Source organism: Gemmatimonadota bacterium (assembly GCA_009835325.1).
In the GTDB taxonomy this organism is placed as follows: domain Bacteria; phylum JAAXHH01; class JAAXHH01; order JAAXHH01; family JAAXHH01; genus JAAXHH01.
The window spans coordinates 59,888-75,400 of record VXWP01000082.1; the positions used below are offsets into that span (position 1 = coordinate 59,888).

13 protein-coding genes are annotated in these 15,513 nt (G+C 47.3%); 10 read left to right on the top strand and 3 right to left on the bottom strand.

The window, feature by feature from the left end:
* The first annotated feature begins 43 nt into the window (after positions 1–43).
* The 4 genes from F4Z81_10860 (at position 44) to F4Z81_10875 (ending at position 3,265) form a co-directional block, all read left to right on the top strand.
* A complete protein-coding gene (locus tag F4Z81_10860; protein MXW05555.1) occupies positions 44–1,117 on the top strand; it encodes an Mrp/NBP35 family ATP-binding protein in 1,074 nt (357 codons plus the stop codon).
* Positions 1,118–1,131: 14 nt separating this feature from the next.
* On the top strand, positions 1,132–2,172 hold the full coding sequence (locus F4Z81_10865) for a thiamine biosynthesis protein (GenBank protein MXW05556.1): 1,041 nt from the start codon (positions 1,132–1,134) through the stop codon (positions 2,170–2,172).
* Between the two features lie 176 nt (positions 2,173–2,348).
* The gene (locus tag F4Z81_10870; protein MXW05557.1) at positions 2,349–2,606 is read left to right on the top strand and encodes a HigA family addiction module antidote protein; all 258 of its coding nucleotides are present in this window, start codon (positions 2,349–2,351) and stop codon (positions 2,604–2,606) included.
* Positions 2,603–3,265, top strand: coding sequence for a carboxylesterase (locus F4Z81_10875; protein MXW05558.1), 663 nt, complete (start codon positions 2,603–2,605; stop codon positions 3,263–3,265). The genes F4Z81_10870 and F4Z81_10875 overlap by 4 nt, the downstream gene beginning before the upstream one ends.
* Positions 3,266–3,463: 198 nt before the next feature.
* Here the strand turns inward: F4Z81_10875 and dndE are convergent, their stop codons facing one another.
* From dndE to dndC, 3 genes are read right to left on the bottom strand one after another with little or no spacing between them, the layout of a single operon-like run.
* Positions 3,464–3,850, bottom strand: a complete 387-nt coding sequence (dndE, locus tag F4Z81_10880) for a DNA sulfur modification protein DndE (GenBank protein MXW05559.1) — start codon at positions 3,848–3,850, stop codon at positions 3,464–3,466.
* Entirely contained in the window at positions 3,840–5,837 is a 1,998-nt protein-coding gene (gene dndD, locus F4Z81_10885; GenBank protein MXW05560.1) for a DNA sulfur modification protein DndD, read from the bottom strand. The genes dndE and dndD overlap by 11 nt, the downstream gene beginning before the upstream one ends.
* The gene (gene dndC, locus F4Z81_10890) at positions 5,834–7,375 is read right to left on the bottom strand and encodes a DNA phosphorothioation system sulfurtransferase DndC (GenBank protein ID MXW05561.1); all 1,542 of its coding nucleotides are present in this window, start codon (positions 7,373–7,375) and stop codon (positions 5,834–5,836) included. The genes dndD and dndC overlap by 4 nt, the downstream gene beginning before the upstream one ends.
* 290 nt (positions 7,376–7,665) lie before the next feature.
* On the opposite strand from dndC, the gene dndA reads away from it, so the two are divergent.
* The 6 genes from dndA to F4Z81_10920 all read left to right on the top strand — a co-directional run bounded on the left by dndA (position 7,666) and on the right by F4Z81_10920 (position 15,494).
* Positions 7,666–8,799: a cysteine desulfurase DndA gene (dndA, locus tag F4Z81_10895; GenBank protein ID MXW05562.1), complete on the top strand. Its 1,134-nt coding sequence runs from the start codon at positions 7,666–7,668 to the stop codon at positions 8,797–8,799.
* Between the two features lie 160 nt (positions 8,800–8,959).
* A complete protein-coding gene (locus F4Z81_10900) occupies positions 8,960–10,879 on the top strand; it encodes a hypothetical protein (protein MXW05563.1) in 1,920 nt (639 codons plus the stop codon).
* On the top strand, positions 10,876–11,121 hold the full coding sequence (locus F4Z81_10905) for a hypothetical protein (GenBank protein MXW05564.1): 246 nt from the start codon (positions 10,876–10,878) through the stop codon (positions 11,119–11,121). Before F4Z81_10900 ends, F4Z81_10905 begins: the two co-directional genes overlap by 4 nt.
* A 42-nt stretch (positions 11,122–11,163) precedes the next feature.
* Positions 11,164–13,176 carry an AAA family ATPase gene (locus tag F4Z81_10910; protein ID MXW05565.1) on the top strand — a complete coding sequence of 671 codons (2,013 nt, stop codon included), beginning with the start codon at positions 11,164–11,166 and terminating at the stop codon, positions 13,174–13,176.
* Positions 13,176–13,649: a hypothetical protein gene (locus tag F4Z81_10915; GenBank protein MXW05566.1), complete on the top strand. Its 474-nt coding sequence runs from the start codon at positions 13,176–13,178 to the stop codon at positions 13,647–13,649. Before F4Z81_10910 ends, F4Z81_10915 begins: the two co-directional genes overlap by 1 nt.
* Positions 13,650–13,661: 12 nt before the next feature.
* A complete protein-coding gene (locus F4Z81_10920; GenBank protein MXW05567.1) occupies positions 13,662–15,494 on the top strand; it encodes a DUF262 domain-containing protein in 1,833 nt (610 codons plus the stop codon).
* The last annotated feature ends 19 nt before the right edge of the window (positions 15,495–15,513 follow it).

The window sequence follows — 15,513 nt, forward strand, 5'->3', positions numbered from 1 at the left end:
TAGCGCCACACAGCAGGAGATAAAGATGGCCCATGAAGTGACCATGCGGGACGTGGTGGACCAGTTGAAGCAGATCATGTACCCGGGATTCGACCGTGATATCGTCTCCTTTGGCCTCGTGAAGAACGTGCAGGCCTCCAATGGTCACGTGGCCTTCAGCCTGGCCTTTTCCACGCAGGACGAATCCACCCGGCGCCAGATCACTATGACGGCCAAAGAAGCCGTGGAGCGCATGCCCGGGGTACAGGACGTGCAGATCACCGGACCGCCGCCGGGACAGTCGGCCACGGCCACGGCCCAGGGACCCGCGGGCGGACCGGCGGGACAGCACGGACAACACGGACAGCCCGGCAAGATCGAACTGCCGGGGGTCAAGACCATCGTGGCGGTGGCCAGCGGCAAGGGCGGCGTGGGTAAGTCCACGGTCTCGGTGAACCTGTCGGTGGCCCTGGCCGACGACGGCGCGAGCGTGGGCCTGCTCGACGCCGACATTTACGGCCCCAGCATCCCGACCATGATGGGCGTCAAGGACCAGCCCGGCGTGGTGGGACAGAAGATCCTGCCCATGATCGCCCACGACATCAAGATGATGTCCTTCGGATTCCTGATCCCGGAAGACCAGTCGGTCACCTGGCGGGGTCCCATGGTCCACCAGGCCGTGCAGCAACTCCTGCGCGACGTCCTTTGGGGAGAGCTGGACTGCCTCGTCATCGACATGCCCCCGGGCACGGGGGACGCGCACTTGACGCTGACCCAGTCCGTGCCGCTCACCGGCGGCCTGGTGGTGACGACGCCGCAGGACGTGGCCCTGATCGACGCGCGGCGCGGCGTGGCCATGTTCCAGCAGGTAAACGTGCCCATACTCGGCATCGTCGAAAACATGAGCTATTTCAACTGTCCCCACTGCGGCGACCGGACGGATATCTTCACGACGGGCGGAGGAAAGCGGGCCAGCGAGGCGCTGGGCGTGCCCTTCGTCGGTGCATTGCCCATCGATCCAGCGGTCTGCATGGCCGGTGACCAAGGTACCCCCATCGTCCGGCAGGAACCCGACTCGCAGCAGACCGAGGCCTTCCGCCGGGTGGCGGAAACGCTCCGGGCATCGATCGGGGTATGAGGGAGGCTCAACCCATGTCCAAACCCGTGAAAGCAGTCGGATTGCTGTCCGGCGGACTGGACAGCACGATCGCGGCCGCCATGCTGATGCGGCAGGGCATCGAAATACAGGGGCTCACGTTCTACACCGGCTTCTGCGTGGTGGAGCACAACCGCAGGTCCAAGACGCGGAAGCGCAAGAAACCGGTGCGCAACGAGGCCCTGCAGGCCGGCGCCAAGCTGGACCTGCCCGTCGAGATGATCGACATCTCCGGTCCGGACTATCTCAAGGTGCTGACCGATCCGAAATACGGTTACGGAAAAACCGTGAATCCATGTATCGACTGCCGCATCTTCATGTTCCGCCGTGCCCGCCAGTACATGGACGAGATCGGCGCCCAGTTCATGTTCACCGGCGAGGTCCTCGGCCAGCGGCCCATGTCCCAGCGCCGCCAGCCCATGAATGTCATCGACCGGGACGCCGAACTGGACGGCCTGTTGCTGCGGCCCCTTTCCGCGAAGCGCCTCCCGCCCACCGTGCCGGAAACGGAGGGGTGGGTGGACCGGGAGCAACTGGGCGACATCCAGGGACGTTCCCGCCAGAAGCAGATGGAAATGGCCGAGGAGTACGGCATCGAGGACTATCCTTCGCCCGCGGGGGGCTGCTGCTACCTGACCGATGCGAATTTCGGCCGGCGCATCCTCGACTTCTTCGAATACGAGGGCAAGGAAAACCTGACCATGGACGACGTGATGCTCCTCAAGATCGGCCGTCACTTCCGCGTCAAACCCGACGTCAAGGTCGTCATGGGCCGGGAAGAAGGGGAGAACAAGTTCCTGGAGCGCTACACGCCCGGCCGGTGGAGACTGGAAACGAAGGACGTCACGGGCCCGACCACCCTGGTCGAAGGCGATCCCACCGACGACGACCTGCGTCAGATCGCGGGCATGACCGTTCGGTACGCGGGTTCGAAGGCCGATGCCGACACCCCGGTCACCTGCCGCTACGAAGATGCCGAACGCATCCTCGAACCGTCCCCGGTCGAGGAATCGGTGCTGGAGGAGTGGCGGATTTAGGCGGGTGTAGGAGTGCGATTCCTGTTGCCTGATCTTAATTCGGAACGCCGTTGGACTGAGTTGTTAAATCGTACAGAGTCTGATGATCTGCTGGAACGACTGGCAGATGATGCTTTGTCGGCACATCGGTCAGGACGGACCAAACCCTTAGACTTGAAAGAACTGAAAGACTGCAAATGCCCATGAAGAACCCGCCACACCCCGGCAAGGTAGTGCGCATTTCCTGCCTGGAACCGCTCGGCCTCAACGTCACTGAGGGCGCGAAGGTTTTGGGCGTCAGCCGTCAGGCAGTTTCGAATCTGGTGAATGGCCATTCACGGATTACCAGCGACATGGCCGTTCGCCTGGCAAAGGCTTTCGGCTCGACAACGGAGACCTGGATTCGTCTGCAGGCGGCTTACGACCTCGCACAGCCCGGTTACAAACCACTTTGACCGATCTCCCCGTAATAGAACGCACATCCAACAGTTTGGCCGAGGTCAACGCATCCATCATCTGGCTACATGGACTGGGGGCGGATGGAAACGATTTTGCGCCGATCGTGCCGCAACTGGGGCTGCCGGCGGCCTACGCGGTCCGTTTCTTGTTCCCTTCAGCGCCATCCATCCCGGTGACGATCAACCAGGGGATGGTGATGCCCGCATGGTACGACATCATGGAACTGGGCGAAAACCGGCGTCTCGACGAAGACGGGTTGCGCGCTTCCGCCGGCAAAGTGCATGCGTTGTTGCAACAGGAGATTGATCGGGGCGTACCGAGCGAACGGATCCTGCTGGCGGGCTTCTCCCAGGGCGGCGCGGTCTGTCTCGAAGCCGGCCTGTCGTTCCAGGACCGTATCGGCGGCATCATTGCACTGTCCACCTACTTTCCCACGGCCGCCAGCGTCGTCGTGCATCCGGCCCAATCCGGGCTTCCAGTACTGGTCTGCCACGGATCAATGGATCCGATGTTGAATGAACCCCTGGGCCGCGCCGCTGTTGAATCCCTCAGGCGACTGGGCATGGTTCCCGAATACCACTCGTATCCCATGGGCCACCAGGTGTCTCCGCAGGAAATCGTACAGATCGGCCAATGGATCCGTGCCGTCCTGTAAAGAAGGTTAGTGAATTTGGCCCGTATTCTTAAATGCGTTCGAATAAGCTAACTAACTGACTCACCTGAATAAGCTTCTTTAAAGGACATAAAGATTAACTCGGGTAAAACTGACGTCGTGCAGAATCTTTGAATGCACTCTTAATCAGACGGAAGCTTGATCTTGAGTCCTGATAAAGGGTGTAATAAAGACTGAACTCTATCGATGGTCCTCCATCGGTAGTGCAACTAGATCAGAGATACTTTTAATGTCGCTGTTGCTCGATAGGTATCCGATTCCTCGATGTAGGTGAAGTCGGAATTGTCTTGCCAGAGCTTCAGGATTTGTATCAATCCCATCCTGATTGCATCGTTCTTTTAGGATAGCTAAGTACAGTTCGTGATTAGGTCCACCAAACACCTTCCAGCTCATTTCTACGTTACTATCTCCCGGTATTGGTACATCTGGTGGAATACTCTTCTCAGCTAACGAAACGCAGAAACCCCAGCGACAAAGAACGTTCCAGTGCTTTATACCGGTACGACGTTTCAGTTTTATCAACTGGTCCTTGGCTGTTTGAGATAACCTGATATGTTCAATTGACATGAGTTTGTTTGATACCCTCAAAGTATCCTTCATTAACTTGAGTCCTACCTAATACATCATCATACACAAGTTGATATCTTTGGCCGATCCAGGGATTCAACTTCCGTAAATACTCCCCTGAGATTTCCTCGTCAGTGGACAGTAGAAGGACCTGATGGCTAGCGTAAGGAAAGTAATGCTCAACGAGATGTGACCTATGGGTTGTATCAAGACGGCCGAGAGGAGTATCGATGGCGGTGGGTAAAGGACGTCCCGATGCCTTTCCAAGACCCCAAAGTAAAGCAACGCCTAGTAACTGACGTTCACCAGCAGAGAGTCTTTGAATCTGGATTCGATTATCTTCTTTATCAAACAATGTTAAGTTAAACCTATCGGGATCAATAGTCAGCCGGTCGACGAGTGATGTTTTGTGAAGAAGGTGTTTATAGCTTTGCAATACCAGTTCTTCAATACGCCTCAGGTGGCGTTGTATTACCATCATGCGAAATTGCTTTATTGTCCCTTGAACTTTTGAAGTATATGATAGAATACGATCCCGATCTTTGCTCTTGATGCAAAGTTCTGCGTTTTCGTTCAGTAGTTTTGCGTGTTCTAAGTGTTTTCGTTCGATATCACGTTGAAGTCGACCAATACTACCATCAAGTACGTTGATTTCTGTTTCGGTGTCTGAAATTCCAGATTGCTGCCTCTCCCTTCGCTTGAGGACGTTCGCAAGGGTATCTGGTGCTGGTATGTTAGCATATTCGGTGCTTGTGTAACTTAAATCCAGCTCGAGTTGTTCCTGTTTCTCGAGTAACGATTGTGACGTACGAAAAACACTGGTCAGTGATTCTTCACGCAAAGTTTTCAGGCGGATCTGTGCTTCGGTAGAAAGTTGAAGGTAGGCCCGGATCTTTACTCGTTCTTTACGAGATCGTCGATCTTGAAGCTGCATTTGCCGAATACTCTCGACCAAATCACCATCATTTGACAGTTTCTTAATCTGTTTCAGGAATGTAGAATCTCGATTTTCGAGAGTATTGAGTAACCCACGGTTGAGTCTACTTGCTTCTTCATTTGCATCTTGTTTGGCCATGTTATCCAACAGATGCTTGACCAATAATAGAGGTAGTTCACTGGAAGCGATTTCCCGGAGAGAGTTCTGCCCTAATTTGACAGTCTGTTCAGCTTCGACTTTTCGGTCTTCAATTAACTGCCGTTTATCAAAGAGTACGCCACCAAGCTTACGGTATTGTGATTCCACCTTCTTGAGAGCAGATTGTTTTTTATTGAGAGCAGCAGCATTGTTGGCTCGTTCTTTTATCAATCCTTCAAGCTGTGATTTCAATATCGCCAGTTCGCCTTCGATAGTTTCAATCTTTTCTTGTGTCTCGCTTTCGTGTAGTTCGGTGCGTTTACGGCGTTCCAGCGTTTCAAGATCCCTATGAAGTTGATCGACTATATCCAAACCCAAGAGGTTTTCGATTGCCGAACCTATTAAGTCTGCAGAATCATCTTCACCTACATACCCCTCAATCTTTTCACCATCAAAAAGAAAAAGATGTGCTATGTTTGGTGGAAAAAACTCGTGTACCTGATTTAGCCAGTTTGCAGTAAGCACTGGATCTTTTTTTCCATCCAACAGAACATCAAACCGCTCGCGAACACGACTGTTTTTAATTTCCCAAGATCGAATAATACGGTAACTTCGCTCTTTCCCGTCAGTCCTGTATCGAAATACGATTTCAATGTTTGTTTCTTCAGTTCTTGCGTGACCATGTACACATCTGCGAAGGAATTCCTGGTAACTAAGTGCTCCACGATTCGAGCACTTAGCGATTGGTCCATAAAGACCAAGATGTATAGCGTCGATCAGCGTAGTCTTACCAGCTCCATTAAGACCACCAATTAGGATTACTGGCTTTTTGTCGGATGGTGGTGTTAGACGAAGATGCTGTCGTCCACCAAACACCCCGAAATTGGTTAGGTTAATCTCATCGATTATCAAGTGACTTGTCCTTCATTGGAGGACTGGTCGGAAAGTTCGAATGTAATCTGTTCGATGTTCCCATTACAGCTTTGCTGTTCGGCGATGTCTATCGCGCTTTGTAGTGTATCTCGGCGAAAACGCGCATAATCGACCGCATCTTCTTTGTCTTCATAGTACCCGCGTTTTAAGGCCTTCTCTATAGCTTCAAACACCCCGGACCGCCTCAACATGGAACTGTATCGTTTTTCAACTGCAAGTAGCTCACGTACGAGTTGGAAATGTACTTGATCGTTGCCACATATTTCCTTTAACAACTCTATTTCGTTTATCCCAAAGGCATGATTGTCATCAAGGCGTTTGTAGGGATACGACATTCCAGTTGTAGATTCGTACACCTTGGGCAGGATGTCTTCCATTTCATGCTTCTCAACAACCCAAATTCGGCGTATTTCTTCAAGTTCTTCAAGTGTGACGAGATCGATATTACGGACTTGCTCAGGACCGTTCTCTCTTATAAACGCTTGAGCTTCCAATACCTTGCGCAGCCATTGTTCACGAACTTCTTGTTTATATGGTCCATGGATAGGACGATCATGAAACAGTTGAACTGTACCATTTTGCCTTCGAAAATCGCGTAGATGTCGATCGTCCCGTGTATCTAGCTCATCACGGAGCTGAAGAAGTGGCAACATCCACTCTTTTTCTTGATCATTGTGGATCATCGCTTGCATTGATTTGTCTTTATCAACCAATGTACAAACCCAACAACCGAAACGACTATCTCCACAGCTTGGTGTGCTGGTATCAACCACAAGGGGGCACTCTCCGCCAGCAGTAGCACCTTGGTACATTGTGAGGAGATCCTTATTGTCATATCCCCATGGGTTCTTCACTTGCATTAGAAAAAGCCAGACATCGTCATTAGACCAGTTTTCTAACGGTGAGTACACAAGTGAATTAGGTAGACTGGCATTCGGGCTAAGGTGATCGCGGATACGTCTTTTTTCGTATTTACTCATGACTTTGGAACGCACAGAACTTTCCGCCTTGCGAGTTCCTAGTACAAGAATTGCTTCACCATGTTTTTGAACAACCTCGTTGATGAATCTAGTCGATGGTTGAATCTTCATTCTTTCAGTACACCATCGAAACTTCGGACGTGGTGCTGGATAACCACGTCCAATAAGGTTCACCCAGAAGGTGTCCGATGTCAGTGGAGTGAGTTGGTGAGAGGTAATAGGTAACTTCTGGCTGGTAGCTTCTTTATTTATGTTTTCGAGAGACTTTCTAACCCAGGCCGCGATGATCGGATTCTCTACAAGTGTATCTGTGCTGATGACATAAACAGGTTTATGCAGATTGCCCCGGTCGAGGCTGGAGAGGGCGAGCCATACAAGCTGCAACGCAGCAGTGGAATCCTTACCTCCACTATAACCAACGACCCAAGGTATTTCATCGGACTGATAAAGTGCCGTGACCTCTTTGAGATAAGAAGCAATGGTCTGTTTCAGTCCGAGACCAGAGAATATAGATCGTGGGTTTTCTTTCTGGTTCATTGCTGTTTGACCGACCTTGTTCCCTTCAGATAGCGATATAAAGTGTTACATCTGTCTTAGTCGGTGGCTTTTTAAACATACCTTGGGTTTTGCATTTATACCATGGAATTCGCAACCTTATATTCATGAAAACACGGGTCAAGTAACCGCGGTACTTCGCTTCTATTTCTCTTGCAGCTTCAGTACATGAGCGGTACAATAAAGACCTAAAACAGATGTTTGGTAGTTTACAATAAGATAACGTGGTTTTACCGTGTAGTAAACCCCCAATTTGAATTTCTAATATGACGATGTTTGGTGCATATCTAGACTGCAATGCGACGGCACCACTTGAGCCGGCCGTGAAGGATACCTTGATCAGGTATTTTGCTGACGAAGTCGGCAATTCGGGTAGCCGGACACACGAGTATGGTATCAGGGCCAATCGTGCGGTGGAGGAAGCTCGTGAACGGGTTGCATCAGTGGTAAAAGTTAAACCTGATGAAGTCGTATTCACAAGTGGTGCCACTGAAAGCGACAATATCGCTCTGCTAGGCATCGCGGATTACGGTAGAAAAACAGGCAGGAATCACATCGTATCTTCGGAGATAGAGCACAAAGCGGTACTGGAACCATTGGACATGCTAGAACGACAGGGATTCGAGATCACTTTGGTTAAACCGAACCGCGGAGGAAGGATCGAAGTTGAAGCGATTGAGGCCGAGGTTCGTACAGACACGCTACTAGTCTCTGTGATGCATGTGAACAACGAGACCGGAGTTTTACAGCCTATCAATGAAATAGCCGAAATGCTCGGGAACTACGATGCTTACTTCCACACAGATGCCGCCCAAGGCTTTGGTAAATCCATATCAGAGTTGTGTAACGACAGGATTGATCTAATTAGCGTAAGTTCTCATAAAATCTATGGTCCAGTTGGTGTTGGTGCGCTGGTAATTCGAAAACGTGGTTTTAAACGACCACCAGTTAATCCGCTCGTTTTTGGTGGCGGCCAGGAACGCGGACTTAGACCTGGTACGATTCCTGTTGCTCTAGTTGCAGGATTCGGACTAGCGGCCGAAATCGCGGAATATACCTGGTTCGAACGAAGAAGCAGGTGCATAGAAATCCGCGAAAGCGCCTTGGAAGCACTGGGCGGTTTGGGGATATATCTCCACGGCGATCAGGATCATGTCCTACCTCACGTAGTCAATTTCTCAGTGCCGAAAGTAGAATCAGAGGCAGTGATGCTATCGCTGAAGGGGCTAGCCGCTGTATCGAATGGATCGGCTTGTACATCGCAAAGCTATACACCAAGCCACGTTTTGAAGGCCATGGAACTCTCTGACGATGAAATCAATGGTGCTGTGCGGCTATCGTGGTGTCACCTTACGGATGACATTGATTGGTCACAGATTGCGTCGCGTATAGGATCATTGATGTAACTCGGACAGTGTGTTTTACCTCTAGAATTGTAATACTGCACGCCGCAAACCAGATTAAGGATGCTGGATTTTAGTTGTTTCCTGACGAGATTTGGTTGTACAAAGTGGTCGGTTAGTTTAAACGATTACCGACTGTAATATAGCCAATTGGATCTTTGCTATGGGCCTTAGAGATATCGATTACAAAGAAGACTACAGGTCGGGATACAACGATATTGTCGCTGAACTTCTCCGACCAAGCCTTGAAGTATCAAGTGAATACTGGCGTGCAGTTGGTTATTTCTCCAGTTCATCACTCGAAGCTTTTGGTGCACCTTTGGGTACGTTTATCAAGAATGGTGGAAACATACGATTGGTCACATCGGTTGAGTTGTCAGCTCGTGATCTACAGGCAATTAAGGAAGGGGCAGTTAGAAAAGACGTATGCGAGTCTCGACTCAAAGCGATCGTTGACGAGCAATTCGCAGATGGCATGGGCGATGGCGTAGCACGTTTGTGTACGTTGATAAAGATAGGCAGGATGAAGATCTTAATCGCTGTACCCAAGACTGGCACGGGCGTTTACCATGAGAAGATAGGCGTCTTTCATGATGAACAAGACTACGTTGCATTTACGGGATCCTCAAACGAAAGTCTGAATTCTTACGAGAATAATAGGGAGTGTATTGATGTTTATCCATCCTGGTTAAGTCATAGTCGTGCCGAACGAAAACGTAAGCATTTTGAGGACCTTTGGAATCGTAATGATCTGGGAGTTGAAGTTTATACATTTCCTGAGGCCGTGGAAAACAAACTCCTGCGGATCTCTGAGCAAAAAAAAACTTGGAGTTATCAACACAGGAGTGAAAAAAACGAAGACAAGTGGCGCCATCAAGAGGAAGCACTACAGGATTTTCTTAAGGCCGAACGTGGGATTCTCAATATGGCAACCGGTACTGGAAAAACAAGGACGGCATTAAAAGTTATCTCAAATCTAGTTGAAACCGAAAAGATCGACAAAGTGATTGTGGCGATGGACGGCGTTGATTTATTGGATCAATGGCGTGGAGAACTACTTACCTTGCGACGTCACTTACCGGTCAATTTTAAGGTTTTTAGGGATTACTCAGATTATAAAGATGTACAAAATTTCGTACTTGATCCATTCCGATCGATTTTACTCGTTTCTCGACGCCAGGGAGTGTCTAGAGATCCCTTAACAGCCGCACTTAGCAGCTTGAATACAGTCCAAGCGAATCGGACACTATTGATTCACGACGAAGTGCACAATCTAGGAAGCCCACTTTCCTGCAAACGGTTGTCTGGATTGTCAAATGGAATACGATTCAGGCTAGGATTAAGCGCCACGCCTGAAAGGGAATATGATGGAGACGGAAATGCTTTCATTGAGGAACATATTGGTCCAGTAGTTTCTAGATTCGGATTAGAAGATGCTATACGTCGTGGAATCCTTACGCAATTCAGTTACTATCCACTTGAATATGAACCAGCACCTGAAGACAAAGAACGCGTTCGAGCAATTTACAGAAAGCGATACGCACGGGCTAAATCCGGTGATCCTATGTCTGATGAAGAGGTGTGGATCGAAGTAGCGAATGTTTACAAGACATCACTAGCGAAATTACCTGTGTTCTCGAACTTTATTGCACAGCATAAGGACCTCTTGGAACGTTGTATCATATTCGTAGAAACTCAGGAGTTTGGCGCAAATGTGTTGGACATTGTTCACGAGTATCGTCCGGACTTTCATTCATACTTTACAGGTGAGCAACAGGATACGTTGAAGCGTTTCGCTAGTGGTGACTTGGAATGCCTAGTGACATGCCATCGCGTGTCAGAAGGTATAGATATCAGATCGCTAAACACCGTAATTCTACTATCTTCAGCACGCGCAAGGCTGGAAACTATTCAACGAATGGGTCGTTGTCTACGAATCGATCCGGATAACCCTAAAAAAACCGCCAACATAGTGGACTTTATCCGCAAAACCGAAGATGATTCAGACGGTTTTCCCAATGTAGATGAAGAACGACGCAATTGGTTAATCGAACTTTCCAAAGTGAAGGTCGAGAGTAAATGAGTTTGGATCGCAAAATAACTGAAGCCATAGAAGCCGCGGTTGCGGAAGCTGGACAGCCACCCAGAGTGGCAAAGCGGTTAATAGCTTGGTTTGAATCACTAAACTCCGGCAGTGAGGAGATTAACGATGCGTCACAGGCCAAACTACATTTGGAAGTCCTTTATGAAGGTACTGTTGTGAGTAACGAGAATCACAATAACAAAACCAACGATAAGAACAATGTAATCGATGGTGTTTTTTAACCAATAAGGGCATGTATTTAGGTGTATCCAGGGAGAATGTTAATGTCCGCTGTTCTACGAATCCTGGGATGGAAGGCCGAGGGTTTACGTTGTCCAGATCACGAAATCAGATGTGGATCTGAGAACGGTAACACTAACAATGTTACCCTTGTGCAGATGCCCAACGGTACAGGTAAAACTACGACTTTAGAACTTCTACGCGCTGCGCTATCTGGATCTGCTGGCGACGAGAGGTGGGATCGATCAAGAATTAGTGAGTATCGGAAGCGAGATAGTAATCGCAACGACGGACTGTTTGAAGTGAGCTTACTGCTTTCCAATCGCCGAGTCACCATTAGAATGGAGTTCGATTTCGAAACCAACAGTGTTCTGTACAAGACGTCTCATAGTCGATCGTCCGATAGTCAATCCTCCCAAAGTGCAGGTCAGCGAGTTGGTTTTCATCCTCCGTCAGATTTTAGAAGGTTTATGAATGAGAACTTCGTGAGTTTCTATGTCTTCGACGGAGAATTGGCTCAGCGATTACTTGATCGCGAGTATATGGACGCTGAATCCGTAGTTACAAGCCTGTTTCAAATCGATGTTTTTCACGAGTTATCGAGAAAGGTAGCGAGGTATTGGGAGGAAGAAACCAAGCAAGTTAATGCAACAGAAGAAAGAGGACTTAATCGTCGGTTAAATCGTTTGAAATCTCTGAAAAAAAGAAAGATTCAGTTGATTGCAGAGAGAGACGGGTTATTGAAAGCAAAAGATATACTGATCGATCATCTCCAGAACAAAGAAGAAGCGTATAAAAACGAAATTTTGAAAGAGAAAGCTCTATCTGATGAAATCACACTCGCTGAGGAAAAAGTTCAGGGGGTTCAGTCATCGCTTAGGAACGAAGCCCAAGAAACGCTCGATGCTATGCTTGATCCGCATGCGATTTCATCGGTTTTCGCTCAGTCAATGATGAATATGAAAACCAATCTGGATCGGGTAAAGTTGCCAGAAAGTGTTGCAAAGGAGTTCTTCGAAGAACTCGCAGAAGAGTCCTACTGCGTATGCGGTAGATCAATTGATGATGATATACGAACTGTTATTAAGGTTCGAGCAAAACAGTATCTTGATACTGATGATATCGCTTTTCTGAACTCTATGAAAAGTGCGATTCAAGACGCAGTTGGTTCATCGTTAGATGGTTCAGCTAAGGCATTGAACGAAAGACTAGAAACACTGGGAGAACTAGTACAGAATGAAAGAACGGCCTTAAACGATCTCGAAACTCTTCAACTTGAGGCTGAAAGATCCGATCCCTCGGTGAAAACAGCGCGAGATGAAATCGATGCGCTGACCAAGCACTTGGAAGATATAAATGACAAATTGGAAAAGTACGAAAGCAAAGACAAAGAGCTACCGGATGACAAGGTAAATGGTATAGAAGAGATAAGCAGACGCATTGAGGACGCGGAAACAAAGGTGGCCGAGATTACTCAAACGATAAAATTGAAATCGAAGAGAGATTCACTTTGCGAGATTTTAAACAACGCCCATCAGAAAGCACGAGATTGGATAACGAGCGAGATCTGTGTAGAAGCAAATGAACGAATTAGTGAGTTGTTACCTTATAATAACATCTTGATTGATAAGATAGATAAGTGCCTTGTGTTGAAAGAGCAAGAGGGAGGAAGTGCGGGTGAAACACTTTCTGTTGCTTGGGGGTTTTTGGCGACCTTATTTCACAGATCAGACCACAAACTACCTTTTGTTGTAGACAGTCCCGCAGGGGCGATAGATTTAGCAGTGCGGCCCAAAATCGGAGATCTAATCCCTAAACTGACTGGGCAGTTTATCGCGTTTACGATTTCCTCGGAACGAGCTCAATTTGTTTCACAGTTAAAAAAGGCGTGTACCGACGAAGTTCGATTTGTTACCGTGTTTCGTAAAGGACCGGCTAGTTTTGAGAATCAAGCGAAAGAGATTGATGGTAGTTCTGAAACATCCGATGGTTTTGTCGTACCAGGCGAGGCATTCTTTAACTCGTTTCAACTTGATATTGAGGAGGAGTCTGCCTGATGGCGCCTTTTAGATTACATAGAGACGCCCAAGACTGGTTTTTTAAAGACTTGTACAGTTCTAAATCGTTTAAGATAGGGTTCGATGCTTTTTATTTTTGTTTCATTGCTGGAATCAGTATTGACCGTAAAGAGTATTGCCCACAAAGTGAAACGGAAGAGCTAGTTGACTATTTCCCTGAAAAATACGCCGGTCGAGGTAACTTGTTGATTTCTCTCTTTTTAACCCGAGAACTTGAAAAACTGGGTGTGACAATGTCAGATAAGAAAGAAGTCCACTCGACCATTGCACATCTTGTCAGTTTAGATGCAAGAAACCATCTAAGTACTGAAGGTGTACATGAGTTTAACAAGTACGCTCATGCAGGTTTTGAAATGTTGAGAGAGTGGTTTAATGAAGATAGACCACGTTCATTGGAGACGTTTTTAAGGACATTCAAGTTGAAAGTCGATAAGGTTCTTGAAGGTCGATAGTTAGGTATACGAATGGCGATTTCACCAGAGCAATCAACATTTGGCGGCTTGTTCGAAAACAACCGCACGTTTAAGGTACCAAAGTATCAACGTGGTTATGCGTGGGAAGAAAGGTCTATCGAAGATTTCCTAAATGACATTGATGTATGTCTTGAGTTTCGTAATTCAGGAACCCCCAAAACACATTTTTTTGGTGGAATTGTAGTGTTGCAGAATGACATAAATACTCCGCTTCAGCAGAACTTTGAAGTCATTGACGGACAGCAGCGTTTAGCTTCAGTTGTAATGGTAGTTTCGTCGGTTATCAAATGTTTGGAACAAATCGTCGAGGAACTTAACAGTCGAGTAGAACCAGATATCGCTGTGGGAAATTTAAAGGCCAACTTGGAAACTGATATAGTAGAGTTAAAACGGAAGTACTTGTACCGCACAATAGATTCGGGAAACGGGTATAGTGAGATACACAAACTTACCTTGTCAGATGCAGATGATACGTTCTTTAAGGGGACACTAGTAGGTGAATCTGCGGATCCACCAAATAGGATATCTCACAAACGTATTCGAAAAGCTTATCAACAGTGTAATAGGTTTCTCACTGAACGATTGCATAACCTTTGTGTAGAGAGGAAAACTGAATTTTTAAGGCAGCTTGTTAACAACGTTCTTTTAGAAGATTGCGAAGTGGTATTAATGCTTTCGGATAACAAAGGCGAAGCATACCAGATATTTCAGGTTTTGAACAATAGAGGAGTACAGCTATCTGATGGGGATTTGTTGCGAGCAAGTACGTTAAAACAACTTTATCAGAATTCAACCCAGATTCAAAATCAAGTATCAGAGTTATGGGATCGGATCCTGTCATATTCTACGAACGAGATAGATCGATACCTAAGATGGTGTTTTACGTCATACGAAGGTGAAAGACCGTGGAAACACGAATTCGCGCGTCAGTTCATAGATAGGCGATTCTCAACAACAGACAATGCTATACCGAGTTCAGAGGAGGCATCTAATTTAATGTCGGAGGTCAGGCAGTTGCATGGTGATGTGAAGCAGATTCACGACTTAGAGAAAGGAGTTTGGCCGTTTCCAACGCCGAGTACAGTAAATGAATGGGATCGAAAAAGGCTTTTGGTACTTGCCAGAATGCTACGGCACACCAATGCGGTTCCGTTACTTCTTTCAATATGCGAAGTAGGTGAGGAAGATTTAGCAAAAGCTGTTGCAGTAATTGAAAGAACGGTGTTTAGGTATAAAACCATGGGGAATGTCCATATTGATCGATTGACAAAACTTTACAATAGGTTTGCAAAAAATACTCGTGATTCTGGGCAGTTTTCAATTACGAGATTGCGAAGAGAACTTAAAGAACTTTTGAGTGCCGTTAATATCGGGGATGAGGTTTTTAAGCCAATTATAGAGGCGAAAACGTACGTGGTACGTGGATCTAACAGAGAAATTCGGTATATGCTGACCACATTAGAAGAATATCACCAGTGGTACGAGAACGGTGCTCGGGGTACACCAAAATGTAATGACAGTATTATGTTGTTCGACTATGAAAACACAACAATTGAACACATATATCCACAGAATGCTAGTGAGAATGAAAGAAACCCAGACCTTGAGTCAGTGAAGCATATGGTAGGCAATTTGACGATATTAGGACCTGAAGAAAACAACAGATTTTCGAACAAATCAACTGACGAAAAACTAGAACTTTTTAGAGATTCTAATCTCATGATGAATAGGAAAATTGCAGAAAACGGTACATGGACAAGCGAGATCGTACGGAGAAGAACTACAAGAATCGCCAGTATGGCTGCAAAGGTATTCGTTCCCTAATTTAACGAATACATAACTG

Coding starts and splice junctions, on each gene's coding strand:
- F4Z81_10865 (MXW05556.1), top strand. CDS start 1,132: ATGTCCAAACCCGTGAAAGCAGTCGGATTGCTGTCCGGCGGACTGGAC.
- F4Z81_10905 (MXW05564.1), top strand. CDS start 10,876: ATGAGTTTGGATCGCAAAATAACTGAAGCCATAGAAGCCGCGGTTGCG.
- F4Z81_10860 (MXW05555.1), top strand. CDS start 44: ATGCGGGACGTGGTGGACCAGTTGAAGCAGATCATGTACCCGGGATTC.
- dndC (MXW05561.1), bottom strand. CDS start 7,375: ATGAACCAGAAAGAAAACCCACGATCTATATTCTCTGGTCTCGGACTG.
- dndA (MXW05562.1), top strand. CDS start 7,666: ATGTTTGGTGCATATCTAGACTGCAATGCGACGGCACCACTTGAGCCG.
- F4Z81_10870 (MXW05557.1), top strand. CDS start 2,349: ATGCCCATGAAGAACCCGCCACACCCCGGCAAGGTAGTGCGCATTTCC.
- F4Z81_10900 (MXW05563.1), top strand. CDS start 8,960: ATGGGCCTTAGAGATATCGATTACAAAGAAGACTACAGGTCGGGATAC.
- F4Z81_10915 (MXW05566.1), top strand. CDS start 13,176: ATGGCGCCTTTTAGATTACATAGAGACGCCCAAGACTGGTTTTTTAAA.
- dndE (MXW05559.1), bottom strand. CDS start 3,850: ATGTCAATTGAACATATCAGGTTATCTCAAACAGCCAAGGACCAGTTG.
- F4Z81_10910 (MXW05565.1), top strand. CDS start 11,164: ATGTCCGCTGTTCTACGAATCCTGGGATGGAAGGCCGAGGGTTTACGT.
- F4Z81_10920 (MXW05567.1), top strand. CDS start 13,662: ATGGCGATTTCACCAGAGCAATCAACATTTGGCGGCTTGTTCGAAAAC.